The sequence below is a fragment of the Pseudomonas sp. PDM01 genome (assembly GCF_014852325.1).
GTDB classification, from domain to species: Bacteria; Pseudomonadota; Gammaproteobacteria; order Pseudomonadales; family Pseudomonadaceae; genus Aquipseudomonas; species Aquipseudomonas migulae.
Map to the genome: position 1 here is coordinate 515,128 of NZ_JACVBK010000004.1, position 14,110 is coordinate 529,237.

Below are 14,110 nucleotides of genomic sequence, written 5' to 3' on the forward strand. Positions count from 1 at the left end.
AATGAATACAACGTTTTCCTGCGTAGGTTGCGGCAAATGCTGCAATGACCATCACGTCCCCCTGACCCTGGCCGAAGCCCGGATGTGGGCGGCCGACGGCGGTCAGGTGATCGTGCTGGTGGAAGGTTTCCTCGGCAACGGCCTTGGCCTGCCGGTGCAGCAACGCGAACATGCCGAGCGCCGTTCGGTGGTGGTTCAAAGCGGCGACTGCGAGGCCTACGTGGCCATCACGTTTGCGGCGTACAACGTCGGTCCCTGCCGGAATCTTGACGAAGACAACCTCTGCCGCATCTACGAACGCCGGCCGCTGGTGTGCCGCATCTATCCGATGGAAATCAATCCGCACATCCCCCTCAACCCGGCGATCAAGGAATGCCCGCCGGAATCGTGGGAAAAAGGCCCGGATCTGATCATTGGCGGTGAATTGGTCGATCACGAGCTCGCAGGACTCATCCAGCGTTCCCGTCAGGCGGATCGCGACGATATCCGCACCAAAGATGCGATTTGCGCCTCACTGGGGATTCGGACCACGGCCCTGAAGGGCGATGGATTCACTGCGTATCTGCCGGACATGAGCGCGTTCGCCACAGTCATCGATCAGGTGGCACAACAGCCGCTGACAGGATCGGACAGTGACTGGCAGTTCCACGTATCGGGTGACGACATCGCCGGGCAAGTGTTGGCGGCGGGTGCGCACGTGGCCACCGAGACGCCGCTCAACTATGCCTTCATTTCGTTGCGCGCGGCTTAACGGCGGGCTCGCCAAAACTCTTGCGCCAACAACCGCAAGTCCCCCGCCAGCCCCGCCACATCGGTGGAATTCGCCTGGCTTTGCTGCCCCTCACTGACCGTGACCTCGCAGGCTGAGCGAATACTGATGATGTTGCGGTTGATGTCTTCGCTGACGCTGCTCTGCTCTTCCACCGCCGAAGCGATTTGCAGGCTCATTTGCGTGATCTGATTGACCCGCCGACTGATCGCGTCCAGCGAATCGGCGGCGCGTCGGGCCTGTTCGACGCTGTTGTCCACCTGTTCACTGCTTTGTTGCATCACCACCACCGCGTCCCGCGTGCCGTTTTGCAGGGTGCTGATCATGCGCTGAATCTCGTTGGTCGATTGCTGGGTACGCTGGGCCAGGCCACGGACTTCATCGGCCACCACCGCGAAACCGCGCCCGGCATCCCCGGCACGCGCCGCTTCGATGGCCGCGTTGAGGGCCAGCAGATTGGTTTGCTCGGCGATGCTGCGAATCACATCCAGCACGCCGGTAATCTCGCTGCTGTGCCCCTCCAGTTGATGAATCACCTCGGTGGCGCGCGCCAGCTCCTCGGCCAGACGCAGCACCGCATGGCGACTTTCACTCACCAATTGATGACCTTCACGGGTTTCGTTGCCGGCCAGGTCAGCCGCCTGGGACGCCTGCTGCGCATGACCGGCAACCTCGGCCACGCTGGCAGACATCTGGTGAATCGCCGCCGCCACCTGATCGGTTTCAGCCTGCTGGGCCAGCGTGCTGTTATGACTGCCTTGCAGGTGTTCGACCAGTTCCGCCGCGTGCCCGGCCAAGCGCTGCGAGGCATCGCCGATGCGCCCCACCACCGCGCCGATCTGCGCTTCGAGCATCTGGAAGGCAAACTCGATCTGGCCGAACTGATCGCGGCGACCGGTGTAAACAGCCTGACTCAACGGGTTGTCGGCAATCTGCCGGGCGCGTTCGGTCAACACTTTCAGCGGACGCAACATGAATCCGGTTCCGACCGCTGCCAAACCACTGCCCACGACAAACGCCAGTACGCCGAAAACGGCTGACGAAGGGTTCAGCCACGCTTCGATACCCACCACGCAGGCCAATGTCGCGCTGAACAGCGCCGTCACCTTGAGACCCAGACCGAGCACGGGGAGCCGCTGCCACAGTGATGTACGACCACTGCGAAGCTGTGCGTAGGCTTTTTCCGCAGCTTCGATCTGCCGCGCCGAGGGTTTTGTCCGGACCGACTGATACTCCACGGCTTTACCGTTCTGCGTCACCGGCGTGGCATACGCGCTCACCCAATAGTGATCGCCATTCTTGCAGCGATTTTTCACCAGCCCCATCCATGAGCGGCCGCTTTTAAGGGTCTGCCACATATGCGCGAAAGCCGCCGCCGGCATGTCCGGGTGGCGCAGCAAGTTGTGCGTCGAGCCCAGCAACTCCTCGCGGCTGTAACCGCAGATGTTGATGAAGTCGTCGTTGGCGTAGGTGATCGCGCTGGTCAGATCAGTGGTCGAGAGGATATTCGCATCAGCCGCAACGTCGACATTACGGCCGGTCACCGGGAGGTTGATCTTCATGGAAAGCGCGCTCGTTGGATGGAAAGAGTCGGCAGGGCTGCTGACTCTAAGCGCACTGATTCCACAAACGTTGATCTGGCTCAGGATATGAGCACTTAGCCATCACCGCGATTGAAAACCGCGGCCGATGGCCAATGGCGGGGGGGCGTTAAAACTCAGCGTTTGCCCATCGAACGACGGGTGCCGGGAGGCGCTGCGCCGGGGGTCTTGGTGTGGCCGTTCTTGGCGCCGTTCTTGTACCAGGGCTGGCTGGCGGTTTTCGCAGCGGCCAGTTCACCCGGTTTGAACGGGAACTTGAATGCCGGGATCGCGGCTTTGGTTTCGCTGTCTGCGCTGGAGTCGACGCTGTCTGGCAGGTCTGCCTGGTCGTCGCTCAAAGCGTCGGCAACCGGCGGTTGTGTCGGGGAAGTCATGAAAGCTCCGGGTGATGCAAAAGAGTCGGGCCCGGTCAGCGAGCCGCGAAAGGCGGCAGTATACCTGTGTCGGGGGCGACAGGCTTCACGTGGCGAGTGAGTCCGTCGGGTTTTGTGGTGACTGAACTGCCGCCATCGCCGGCAAGCCGGCTCCTACAAGGGTTCGCGGTGTACTTTGTAGGAGCCGGCTTGCCGGCGATGGCGGCGATGGCGGCAGTTCAGTCACCACACATCCCAAACTGACAGCGCCGTCAGTTAGCAGTCACCTTCCTGACCGGCGAACAGGTTTATAAAGGAAGGTATAACCCTGACAAAATTCCGTCCTCCCAGCCCCGGCGCCCCACTCGCATGCGAATTCAGAAAAAACCCGCCCTGCTCGCCGCCCTCCTGATTGTCCTGGCAGCGCTGGGCGTGTGGTACGCCACCAAACCGGCCACGGCCAGACTCGCCGCGCCCACGGCGATACCGGTTCGAGTGGTCAACGTCGCCGAAAAAGACGTCCCTCGTTACGTCAGCGGCATCGGCTCGGTGCTGTCCCTGCACAGCGTGGTGGTACGTCCGCAGATCGACGGCATCCTCACCAGAATCCTGGTCAAGGAAGGTCAATTGGTGAACAAGGGTGACTTGCTCGCCACCATCGATGATCGCTCGATCCGCGCCAGCCTGGATCAGGCCCGCGCACAGCTCGGCGAAAGCCAGGCGCAGCTGCAAGTGGCGCTGGTCAACCTCAAGCGTTACAAACTGCTGAGCGTCGACGACGGCGTATCCAAACAGACTTACGACCAGCAACAAGCGCTGGTCAACCAGCTCAAAGCCACCGCCCAAGGCAATCAGGCGTCGATTGACGCCGCTCAGGTGCAGCTTTCCTACACACAGATTCGCTCCCCGGTCAGCGGTCGCGTGGGGATTCGTACGGTGGACGAAGGCAACTTCCTGCGCATGACCGACACCCAAGGCTTGTTCACGGTGACGCAGATCGACCCGATTGCCGTGGAGTTTTCCCTGCCACAGCAAATGCTGCCAACCCTGCAAGGCCTGATCAACGATCCGGAACACGCCCAGGTGAAGGCCTACATCGGTGCCGACACCGACGGCGAAACCGGCAACCTGCTGGGCGAAGGCCACCTGACCCTGATCGACAACCAGATCAACGCCAACACCGGGACCATCCGCGCCAAGGCCGAATTCAACAACCCCGGGCAGAAACTGTGGCCGGGCCTGCTGGTAACGGTAAAAATTCAGACAGCGCTGGAAAAGGATGCGCTGGTAGTGCCGCCCACCGTCGTACAACGAGGCCTCGATCAACACTTTGTGTACCGGGTCAAAGGTGACAAGGTTGAAACCGTCCAGGTGCAGATGGTCTATCAAGGCAGCGGTCAGGACATCATCAAAGGCGTGAAACCGGGCGACGTGCTGGTCAGCGACGGTCAGTCGCGCCTCAAGCCCGGTTCGACGGTCCAGGTGCTGACTGACCCCGCGCAAATGGTGCAAACGGAGTCGAAACCATGAAGGGCCACGGCTCGGTTTCTGCGTGGTGCATCGATCATCCGGTGGCGACGATCCTGCTGACGTTTGCCCTGGTATTGCTCGGCGTCATTGCGTTCCCACGGTTGCCCATCGCTCCGCTGCCGGAAGCCGAATTCCCGACCATCCAGGTGGCCGCGCAACTGCCCGGCGCCAGTCCGGAAACCATGGCTTCCTCGGTGGCCACGCCGCTTGAAGTGCAATTCAGCGCCATTCCCGGCGTGACCCAGATGACCTCGAGCAGCGCCCTCGGCTCGACCAACCTGACCCTGCAATTCACCCTCGACAAAAGCATCGACACCGCCGCGCAGGAAGTGCAGGCCGCGATCAACACCGCCGCCGGCAAACTGCCCAAGGACATGCCGAACCTTCCGACCTGGCGCAAGGTCAACCCGGCCGACAGCCCGGTGCTGATTCTCAGCATCAACTCGACCCTGATGCCCGGCCCCGAACTCAGCGATCTGGTGGAAACCCTGCTGTCCCGTCAGATCAGCCAGATCGACGGTGTAGGCCAGATCAACATCACCGGCCAGCAACGTCCGGCGATTCGCGTTCAAGCCTCGGCGGACAAACTCGCGGCCATCGGCCTGACGCTGGCGGACATTCGTCTGGCGATCCAAAACACCAGCCTCAACCTGGCCAAAGGTGCGTTGTATGGCGAGTCGAGCATCTCGACGCTGTCGACCAACGATCAGTTGTTCCACCCCGAGGAATACAGCCAACTCATCGTTTCCTACAAGGACGGTGCACCGGTTCACCTGAAAGATGTCGCCAAAGTCGTCAACGGTTCGGAAGATGCCTACGTGCAAGCCTGGGCCGGTGACAAACCCGGGGTGAACCTGGTGATTTCCCGGCAACCGGGGGCCAACATCGTCGAGACCGTGGATCGCATTCAGGCCGCCCTGCCCGCTCTCGAAGCGATGCTGCCGGCGTCGGTGCAGGTCAAAGTGCTGGTCGACCGGACCCAGACCATCCGCGCCTCGTTGCATGAGGTGGAAGTCACCCTGCTGATCGCGATCATGCTGGTGGTGGCGGTGATGGCGCTGTTCCTGCGTCAGTGGTCGGCGACGCTGATCGTGTCGGCGGTGCTGGGTGTGTCGCTGGTCGCCAGTTTTGCCCTGATGTACATCATGGGCTTCAGCCTGAACAACCTGACGCTGGTGGCGATCGTGGTGGCCGTGGGGTTCGTGGTCGACGATGCGATTGTCGTGGTGGAGAACATTCACCGACACCTGGAGGCCGGCGACGGCATGCGCGAGGCGGCGATCAAAGGCGCCGGCGAGATTGGTTTTACCGTGGTCTCGATCAGTTTTTCGCTGGTGGCGGCGTTCATTCCGCTGCTGTTCATGGGCGGCGTGGTCGGGCGGCTGTTCAAGGAATTCGCCCTGACGGCCACCTCTACAATCATGATTTCAGTGGTGGTGTCGCTGACGTTGGCGCCGACCCTCGCCGCGCTGTTCATGCGTGCGCCGGTGCATCACGCCCACAGCAAAAAAACCTTTGGCGAACGCTTGCTGGCCGGCTACGAAAAGCTCCTGCGCCGCGCCCTCGCCCATCAGAAATTGATGATCGGGGTGTTCGGCATGTCCCTGGCCCTGGCCATCGCCGGCTACATCTTCATTCCGAAGGGATTCTTCCCGGTGCAAGACACCGGTTTTGTCCTCGGCACCACCGAAGCCGCCGCCGATATTTCCTACGGCGACATGGTGAAAAAACACCTGGCGATGGCGGAAATCGTCGCGGCAGATCCAGCGGTCGCGGCGTTTTCCCACTCCGTCGGCGTCTCCGGCAGCAACCAGACCATCGCCAACGGCCGCTTCTGGATTTCCCTGAAAAAACGCAGCGAGCGCGACGTCTCGGCCAGCCAGTTCATCGACAGGATCCGTCCGCAACTGATGAAAGTCCCGGGCATCGTGCTGTACCTGCGTGCCGGCCAGGACATCAACCTCAGCTCCGGCCCGAGTCGCGCGCAGTACCAATACGTGCTCAAGAGCAACGACGGCGCGACCCTCAGCACCTGGACCCAGCGCCTCACGGAAAAACTGCGCGCCAACCCGGCGTTCCGCGACATTTCCAACGACCTGCAACTGGGCGGCAGCATCACCCACATCAGCATCGACCGCAGCGCCGCCGCGCGTTTCGGCCTGACCGCCAGCGATGTCGACGAAGCGCTGTACGATGCGTTCGGTCAGCGGCAGATCAACGAGTTCCAGACCCAGATCAACCAGTACAACGTGATCCTGGAACTGGACACCAGGCAACGCGGCAAGGCTGAAAGCCTCAATTATTTCTACCTGCGCTCTCCGCTCAGCGGGGAAATGGTGCCGCTGTCGGCGCTGGCGAAATTCGATGCGCCGACGGTTGGCCCGTTGTCGATCGCCCACGACGGGATGTTCCCGGCCGCCAACCTGTCGTTCAACCTGGCGCCCGGCGTGGCGCTTGGCGATGCGGTGATCATGCTCAATCAGGCCAAGGCCGAGATCGGCATGCCGGCCGCCATGAGCGGCAACTTCCAGGGCGCGGCCCAGGCGTTCCAGAGTTCGCTGGCCAGCCAGCCGTGGCTGATTCTGGCGGCGCTGGTGGCGGTGTACATCATTCTCGGCGTGCTCTATGAGAGCTTCGTGCACCCGTTGACCATCATCTCGACGCTGCCCTCGGCGGGGCTCGGGGCGGTGATCATGCTGTGGATTTGCGGCCAGGATTTTTCGATCATGGCGTTGATCGGGCTGGTGTTGCTGATCGGTATCGTGAAGAAAAACGGCATCCTGATGATCGACTTCGCCCTCGACGCCCAACGCAACCGTGGCCTGCCACCGGAAGAGGCGATTTTCCAGGCCTGCATCACGCGGTTCCGGCCGATCATCATGACCACCCTCGCCGCCCTGCTCGGCGCGCTGCCTCTGATGCTCGGCTACGGCACCGGCGCCGAACTGCGCCAGCCGTTGGGGATCGCGGTCGTCGGCGGCTTGCTGGTGAGCCAGGCGCTGACGCTGTTCACCACTCCGGTCATATACTTGTGGCTGGAGCGACTATTTCATCGGCCCAAAAAACCAGCGCCCGTACCGGTGCTGGCGACCACAGACTGAGGCGGGGTCATGCGCGTTCTGATTATCGAAGACGAAGAAAAAACCGCGGACTATTTGCACCGCGGCCTGACGGAACAGGGTTACACCGTGGACCTGGCGCGGGACGGCGTTGAAGGCCTGCACCTGGCGCTGGAAAGCGACTACGCGGTGATCGTCCTCGACGTGATGTTGCCGGGCCTCGACGGCTTCGGCGTACTGCGCGCCTTGCGTGCGCGCAAGCAAACCCCGGTGATCATGCTCACCGCCCGCGAGCGTGTCGAAGACCGCATCAAAGGCCTGCGCGACGGCGCCGACGATTACCTCGGCAAACCGTTTTCCTTCCTCGAACTGGTGGCGCGCCTGCAAGCACTGACCCGGCGCAGCGGTGGCCATGAACCGGTGCAGGTGAGCATCGCCGACCTGTGGATAGATTTGATCAGCCGCAAGGCCACCCGCGCCGGCACGCGTCTGGACCTGACCGCCAAGGAGTTCTCGCTGCTCAGCGTGCTGGCCCGCCGGCAAGGTGAAATCCTCTCGAAAACGGCGATTGCGGAAATGGTCTGGGACATCAATTTCGACAGTGACGCCAACGTCGTCGAAGTCGCGATCAAACGCCTGCGCGCCAAACTCGACGGGCCGTTCGACGAGAAACTGCTGCACACGATCCGTGGCATGGGTTATGTGCTGGAGAGCCGTGGTGTCCAGTAATTCGATTGCCCTGCGCCTCAGTGGAATGTTCACGCTGGTGGCGCTTTTGGTGTTTCTGCTGATCGGCTGGGCGCTCTATCAGCAGGTCGACAAAGGCCTGGGTTTGCTGCCCGAAGCCGAACTGGACGCACGTTACAGCGTGCTCGAATCCACCGTCGGCCGTTACGGCACGCCCGAGCATTGGGTGAAGATCAACAACAAGCTCAAGCTGCTCGGCGAAGAAGACAAACGCATCAGTTTCTGGATCACCAGCGGCGATCCGCACTACGAATATGGCAACCCGACGCCGCAGATCCGCGCCTTCGCCGAGGGCCCGCTGGGCATGCGCGATTTGCAGTTGCCGGGCCAGCCTTATCCAATGAAAGTGCTGGTCAGCCAGTTCCCGGCCAAGGATCAACGCCCGCCGCTGCGCTTCATGATCGGCATCGACACCGAGACGTTTTTTCAAACCCAGCATCATCTGCTGATTGCGCTGATCAGCCTGGCGGTTGTCGGCGTGCTGCTGGCTTCGGCACTCGGTTATTGGGTGGCGCGGATCGGCCTCAAGCCGTTGATCAAGTTGTCTCAGGAGGCTCAGCGCCTGGCGCCGCCGCTGCGTTCCGGGCGTTTGCGCTTATCGTCGTTGCCGCCGGAGCTCAATCAGTTCGTCAACTCGTTCAACTCCACCCTGGAACGGGTCGAACAGGCTTACTCGCGGCTTGAGTCGTTCAATGCCGACGTCGCTCATGAGCTGCGCTCACCGCTGACCAATCTGATTGGTCAGACCCAGGTTGCGCTGACGCGCGGGCGTTCGGCGGAACACTATTTCGAAGTGCTGCAATCGAATCTTGAGGAGCTTGAGCGACTGCGTTCGATCATCAACGACATGCTGTTCCTCGCCAGTGCGGATCAGGGCAGCAAGGCGACCAAACTGACGTCTACCTCGCTGGCGGATGAAGTGGCGACGACGCTGGAGTATCTGGATTTCATTCTTGAAGACGCGCAGGTTCAAGTGCAGGTCAGTGGCGATGCGCAGGTACGGATCGAGATCGCGCATCTGCGTCGGGCGCTGATCAACTTGCTGAGCAACGCGGTGCAACACACCGAGCCCGGGCAGGTGATTCAGGTGCAGATCGACGTCGAGGACCATCAAGTCAGCATCGGCGTGGCAAACCCCGGTGCACCGATTGCCAACGAACATCTGCCGCGATTGTTCGAGCGCTTCTACCGGGTCGATGCGTCGCGCAGCAACAGTGGCAACAACCACGGCCTGGGGCTGGCGATCGTCAAGGCGATTGCGTTGATGCACGGCGGGGATGTGTTTGTGCGAAGTGACCACGGCATGAATACCTTCGGTATTCACCTTCCTGTCTGATCTTTCGCAAATCTGTAGGAGCCGGCTTGCTGGCGATCGGTCTTAAGTTCTGTGTTGTTTTTGAAGACGCCATCGCCAGCAAGCCGGCTCCTACAGGGTTGTGATCTTTGCTTATCCCGCAACAGTCCTTTATTGAATTGGCTCTGTTTCCCATCGGCCAGGATCCTTATCTTTGCGCCACCAAACAGCACTTGCCAAGCAAGAAGGTTTTAAAGATGTCCAACACTATGGGTATTGCCAGCGCTTTCGTTTTGTCCTCTTTGTTCCTCTCCCCATTCGCCATGGCTGAAGAGTCGCAGTCCTTCGTCGCACACAATGCAGCGCGCGCTGCAGCGTTTGAAGAACATCAGAGCGAAATGACGGCCAAGGCGCAGGGCGCTGCGCAAACCCCTCAAGCGTCGACCATTCAGGCCCAGCCACGGGTCGAGAAAGATAGCTGATCGCTCACATCGCTCTATTTCCCTCGACACTTTTCGTCGGCTCTTCCTGTTGAAAAGTTGTCTTCAAAGCCGCTGCTATCAGCGGCTTTTTTTTGTTGTGGTTCAAATGCTGTCCGGTTCGTCTTCCCTGACAAGAAACATCCCGCACTTCAAAACAATGAAGTGTTCAGTAGACCCAAGGAGCTGTACCGCTAGTGCGTTTCCCTCAAAGATTCAATCCGCTGTTCATTGCAATCGCCGTAACGATGCCGATCAACGCCAAGGCCGCCGATCAAGAAGGTTTTGTCGAAGGTTCGAGCCTCAACCTCAATGCCCGCAACTACTACATGAACCGTAACCGCCTGCAGCAGGCGGACGACAACGTTGAATGGGGCCAGGGTTTCCTGGGGGTCTTCGAATCGGGTTTTACCGAAGGCACCGTCGGTTTCGGTCTGGATGCCCACGCCATGCTCGGGCTCAAGCTCGACGGCGGTGGCGGCACCGATAACTCGAGCATCCTGCCGGTCGGCGATGGCAATGGCAAAGCGCCGGGGTCGTTTTCGACGGCGGGTGGAACGCTGAAAATGCGCGCCTTCGATACCGAGCTGAAGGCCGGTGACCTGTTTCTCGCCAACCCGGTGATCGCCGGCGGCGAGACGCGCATGCTGCCGCAGACCTTTCGCGGCGTCAGCTTGACCAATCACAGCTTCGACGGCTTTCTGATCGAAGGTGGCCAGGCGAGTTTCACCAAGCCCTACAACCAAAGCGGTCATACGCGCATCGGCACGTCCTATGGCAGCCTCGCCGAGGGCGACGAAAGCCAGCACCTGAACTGGGCCGGCGTAGCCTGGAGCGGCCTGCCGGGGTTGACCAGCAGCCTTTACGCCGCCGAACTCAAGGACATCTGGAACCAGTACTACTACGACCTGGATTACACCTACGCGCTAAACGAACTGATCAGCCTCAATCCGGGCCTGCACGTTTATCACACGCAGGACACCGGCGATGCGCTGCTGGGCAACATCGACAACAACACTTACAGCCTGCATTTCACCGTCGGCGTGGGCAACCACAGCGTCACCGCCGCTTACCAGCGGGTCAACGGCAACACGCCGTTCGACTACATCAGCCAGGGTGACAGCATTTTTCTCGACAACTCCCAGCAGTATTCCGACTTCAATGGCCCGAATGAACGCTCGTGGAAACTCAAGTACGCCTACGACTTTATCGGACTCGGCCTACCCGGCCTGACCTCGGCAGTGTCTTACTCCCGGGGCGAGCTGGACCTGACCAAGGTTGACCCGCAGAGCCGCGGGTATGCGTCGTGGTACAGCGCCGATGGCAAAAATGCCCGGCATTGGGAACGTGATATCGACCTCAAATACGTAGTCCAGGACGGCAAGGCCAAGGACCTGGCGGTGCGCCTGCAATGGGCTACCAACCGTGGGGGCAACGGTTATGGCGCGCTGGATCAGGACACTGATGAATACCGGGTGATCGTCGACTACCCGCTCAATGTCTTCTAAGCTCTAGGCAGTAAAGGCCAGCGCGTTTTGCTGGCCTTTTTTTTTGCTCCTCAAACAGACATTTTCCCCATGCTCGCGAGCCGCCCCCCACTCGTTTCAGCCAAGACCGGTCGCCCGGAGCTCATGGTGATCCTCGGCAGCTCCCTGACGGTCATTGCGATTCTCAGCATCGTCACCTTCCTGCTGATCCGCGAACACGCCAACGCCCAGCAGGCAGCCACGCGCGGTGCGACCACGATTGCGCAATTGATCGATGCGGATGTGCTGCGTACCGTCGAACTCTACGACTTGACCCTGCAAGGCCTGATTGCTGCCTCGCAACGGGACGACCTGAAACAGGTATCAGCGCAAATCCGTCACCTGGTGCTGTTCGACCGCTCTACAACGGCACGCTTCAAGGGTGACATTCTGCTGCTGGACAAGCACGGCGAGGTGCTGGCCGATTCATCGTTGATCGAACCCAAGCCCGGAAATTTTGCCGACCGCGATTACTTTCTCGCGCACGCCTTCAACCGCGACACCGGCATGTTCATCAGTCGACCGTTCAAGCCCCGTTGCGATTGTGAAGACAGCGACGAATGGCGCATCAGCTTCAGCCGGCGCATCTCCTCGGCCACCGGCGAGTTTTTGGGGGTCGCCATGGCGTCGATGCGCTTGAGCTACTTCGATCAGTTGTTCAATAGCCTGAACATCGGCACCGACAGTGCGCTGTCCATCATCAACGACGAAGGTATTTTGCTGGCGCAGAAGCCTTATCTGGAAAACGACTCGATCGGCAAAACCTTCGCCAGCCGCCCGAACGTCATGCGCATCCTGCGCGAGGGCAGCGGCAGCTTCGACAGCGTGTCGAGCGTTGACCAGCAGCGACGCCTCTATACCTTTTCCAGGGTTGGCAACCTGCCGTTGACGGTGATCGTCGCCCTCTCCGGCAACGAAGTGTTCGCCGCCTGGAAGCGCACAGCGATCGTGATCAGCTTCGCCACCGGTGTTCTGTGCATCGGCCTGCTCTGGCTGACGTGGCTGCTGTGCCGGGAGCTGCGTCTGCGGCACAACGCCGAGCAGGAGCTCGCACAACTGGCCGCCACCGATGCCTTGACCGGCGTAGCCAACCGCCGAATGCTCGATCAAACCCTGCGCCATGAGTGGTTTCGCGCGCAACGCTCCGGCAAACCGCTGTCGGTGTTGATGATCGATGCCGACCACTTCAAGGCGTTCAACGATCAACATGGCCATCAGGCGGGTGACGATGCACTACGGGCGCTGGCCAAGGTGATCGCCGAGAATGTGCGGCGACCGACGGATCTGGTCGCCCGCTACGGAGGGGAGGAGTTCTCGGTGGTGCTGGCGGAAACGGACAGCGCAGGCGCGCGGCAAATTGCTGAACACATTCGGTCTGCGGTGGAACAACTGCCGTTTGTGGCGGGCGTGGAATCGCCGATTACTGTCAGTATCGGCATCAGTACCTGGACTTCGACCACCGATACCAGCCTTGAACAATTGCTGTTTGCGGCGGACAAAGCGCTGTACCAGGCCAAGGAAAGTGGGCGCAATCGGGTGGTGGCCACGCAGTGAGATCTTCGCTGTAGCGGCCGGCCTCTTCGCGGGCAAGCCTCGCTCCTACAGGGTACGCATTGCCATTGTAGGAGCGAGGCTTGCCCGCGAAGGCGTCATCACTACCACCGCATAACTTTCCGGCAGGCATAAAAAAAGGCCACCCGAAGGCAGCCTTTAAAAACTAGAGAGGTTTTTACTTACACCGCCGCAACCGGACGCATGTAAGAGATCGGTGCAGTGCTGGCGTCTTCGAAAGTCACGACTTCCCAAGCATCTGGCTGCTCAATCAACTTGCGCAGCAGCTGGTTGTTCAATGCATGTCCGGACTTGAAGCCCTTGAACTCACCAATCAGGCTATTGCCCAGCAGGTAGAGGTCACCAATTGCATCGAGGATCTTGTGCTTCACGAATTCGTCTTCATAGCGAAGGCCGTCTTCGTTCAGTACACCATCCGCGTCGACCACAATAGCGTTTTCAACGCTACCGCCGAGTGCGAGGTTGTGCTTGCGCAGGTACTCGATGTCACTCATGAAACCAAAGGTACGGGCGCGGCTGACTTCTTTTACGAACGAAGTGCTGGAAAAATCCACGCTTGCACTTTGTGTGCGGTTACGGAAAACCGGGTGATCGAAATCGATCTCGAAACTCACCTTGAAGCCTTCGAAAGGGACGAAAGTGGCGCGCTTGTCGCCGTCTTCCACTGTCACTTCCCGCAGGATCCGGATGAACTTCTTGGCTGCGTCCTGTTCTTCCAGGCCGGCCGATTGAATCAGGAAAACGAAAGGTCCAGCGCTACCATCCATGATCGGGACTTCGGACGCGGAGAGCTCGACGTAGGCGTTATCGATGCCCAGGCCGGCCATGGCCGAGAGCAAGTGCTCAACCGTGTCCACTTTCACGTCACCGTTAACCAGCGTCGTCGACATAGTTGTCTCGCCGACGTTGGCAGCACGAGCCGGGATCTCGACCACTGGATCGAGGTCGGCACGGCGAAAGACGATTCCGGTGTCGATCGGTGCAGGCTTGAGGGTCAGGTATACCTTCTCCCCGGAGTGCAGACCTACACCGGTGGCACGGATAATATTTTTCAGTGTGCGTTGTTTAATCATGGCTTGGGCCGCTTCAGCGCAAATTGCGAACTGGTATCAACAAAGGCTGGCGATGATAGCAGACCAGACCTTTGCTGAACACCAATCACCTTCATAGCCCTGATACA

At 60.3% G+C, this 14,110-nt stretch carries 11 protein-coding genes and 1 pseudogene; 8 read left to right on the forward strand and 4 right to left on the reverse strand.

What is annotated here, in order from left to right:
- The first annotated feature begins 1 nt into the window (after position 1).
- On the forward strand, positions 2-751 hold the full coding sequence (locus tag IB246_RS13070; RefSeq protein ID WP_008037308.1) for a YkgJ family cysteine cluster protein: 750 nt from the start codon (positions 2-4) through the stop codon (positions 749-751).
- Here the strand turns inward: IB246_RS13070 and IB246_RS13075 are convergent.
- The 3 genes and pseudogenes from IB246_RS13075 to IB246_RS13080 form a co-directional block, all read right to left on the reverse strand.
- Positions 748-1,791 (reverse strand): methyl-accepting chemotaxis protein, encoded by a 1,044-nt coding sequence (locus tag IB246_RS13075; protein ID WP_411740534.1) that lies wholly within the window; start codon positions 1,789-1,791, stop codon positions 748-750. The two genes, IB246_RS13070 and IB246_RS13075, sit on opposite strands and share 4 nt — an antisense overlap.
- A gap of 258 nt (positions 1,792-2,049) precedes the next feature.
- Positions 2,050-2,331: pseudogene (locus IB246_RS29070) on the reverse strand (PAS domain-containing protein); the annotation flags it as partial.
- Between the two features lie 155 nt (positions 2,332-2,486).
- A complete protein-coding gene (locus IB246_RS13080) occupies positions 2,487-2,744 on the reverse strand; it encodes a hypothetical protein (RefSeq protein WP_008026610.1) in 258 nt (85 codons plus the stop codon).
- A gap of 348 nt (positions 2,745-3,092) precedes the next feature.
- On the opposite strand from IB246_RS13080, the gene IB246_RS13085 reads away from it, so the two are divergent.
- The 7 genes from IB246_RS13085 to IB246_RS13115 all read left to right on the forward strand — a co-directional run bounded on the left by IB246_RS13085 (position 3,093) and on the right by IB246_RS13115 (position 12,912).
- Complete coding sequence (locus tag IB246_RS13085) at positions 3,093-4,253, forward strand: efflux RND transporter periplasmic adaptor subunit (RefSeq protein WP_008032295.1); 1,161 nt, start codon at positions 3,093-3,095, stop codon at positions 4,251-4,253.
- Complete coding sequence (locus IB246_RS13090; RefSeq protein ID WP_008037306.1) at positions 4,250-7,354, forward strand: multidrug efflux RND transporter permease subunit; 3,105 nt, start codon at positions 4,250-4,252, stop codon at positions 7,352-7,354. Before IB246_RS13085 ends, IB246_RS13090 begins: the two co-directional genes overlap by 4 nt.
- A gap of 9 nt (positions 7,355-7,363) precedes the next feature.
- Positions 7,364-8,041, forward strand: a complete 678-nt coding sequence (locus IB246_RS13095; protein ID WP_007916978.1) for a heavy metal response regulator transcription factor — start codon at positions 7,364-7,366, stop codon at positions 8,039-8,041.
- Positions 8,031-9,395, forward strand: coding sequence for a heavy metal sensor histidine kinase (locus IB246_RS13100; RefSeq protein WP_008037304.1), 1,365 nt, complete (start codon positions 8,031-8,033; stop codon positions 9,393-9,395). The genes IB246_RS13095 and IB246_RS13100 overlap by 11 nt, the downstream gene beginning before the upstream one ends.
- Before the next feature lie 215 nt (positions 9,396-9,610).
- On the forward strand, positions 9,611-9,835 hold the full coding sequence (locus IB246_RS13105) for a hypothetical protein (protein ID WP_032832350.1): 225 nt from the start codon (positions 9,611-9,613) through the stop codon (positions 9,833-9,835).
- Positions 9,836-10,029: 194 nt separating this feature from the next.
- The gene (locus tag IB246_RS13110) at positions 10,030-11,340 is read left to right on the forward strand and encodes an OprD family porin (RefSeq protein WP_008037302.1); all 1,311 of its coding nucleotides are present in this window, start codon (positions 10,030-10,032) and stop codon (positions 11,338-11,340) included.
- A 69-nt stretch (positions 11,341-11,409) separates the two neighbouring features.
- Positions 11,410-12,912: a sensor domain-containing diguanylate cyclase gene (locus tag IB246_RS13115; RefSeq protein WP_008037301.1), complete on the forward strand. Its 1,503-nt coding sequence runs from the start codon at positions 11,410-11,412 to the stop codon at positions 12,910-12,912.
- Between the two features lie 179 nt (positions 12,913-13,091).
- On the opposite strand, the gene lpxC is transcribed toward IB246_RS13115, so the two are convergent.
- Positions 13,092-14,003 carry a UDP-3-O-acyl-N-acetylglucosamine deacetylase gene (gene lpxC / locus IB246_RS13120; protein ID WP_008025989.1) on the reverse strand — a complete coding sequence of 304 codons (912 nt, stop codon included), beginning with the start codon at positions 14,001-14,003 and terminating at the stop codon, positions 13,092-13,094.
- Positions 14,004-14,110 lie beyond the last annotated feature (107 nt).

Bases quoted from the DNA above. Each gene is read 5' to 3' on its own strand.
- IB246_RS13090 (WP_008037306.1), top strand. From the start codon at position 4,250: ATGAAGGGCCACGGCTCGGTTTCTGCGTGGTGCATCGATCATCCGGTG.
- lpxC (WP_008025989.1), bottom strand. From the start codon at position 14,003: ATGATTAAACAACGCACACTGAAAAATATTATCCGTGCCACCGGTGTA.
- IB246_RS13115 (WP_008037301.1), top strand. From the start codon at position 11,410: ATGCTCGCGAGCCGCCCCCCACTCGTTTCAGCCAAGACCGGTCGCCCG.
- IB246_RS13080 (WP_008026610.1), bottom strand. From the start codon at position 2,744: ATGACTTCCCCGACACAACCGCCGGTTGCCGACGCTTTGAGCGACGAC.
- IB246_RS13105 (WP_032832350.1), top strand. From the start codon at position 9,611: ATGTCCAACACTATGGGTATTGCCAGCGCTTTCGTTTTGTCCTCTTTG.
- IB246_RS13095 (WP_007916978.1), top strand. From the start codon at position 7,364: ATGCGCGTTCTGATTATCGAAGACGAAGAAAAAACCGCGGACTATTTG.
- IB246_RS13070 (WP_008037308.1), top strand. From the start codon at position 2: ATGAATACAACGTTTTCCTGCGTAGGTTGCGGCAAATGCTGCAATGAC.
- IB246_RS13085 (WP_008032295.1), top strand. From the start codon at position 3,093: ATGCGAATTCAGAAAAAACCCGCCCTGCTCGCCGCCCTCCTGATTGTC.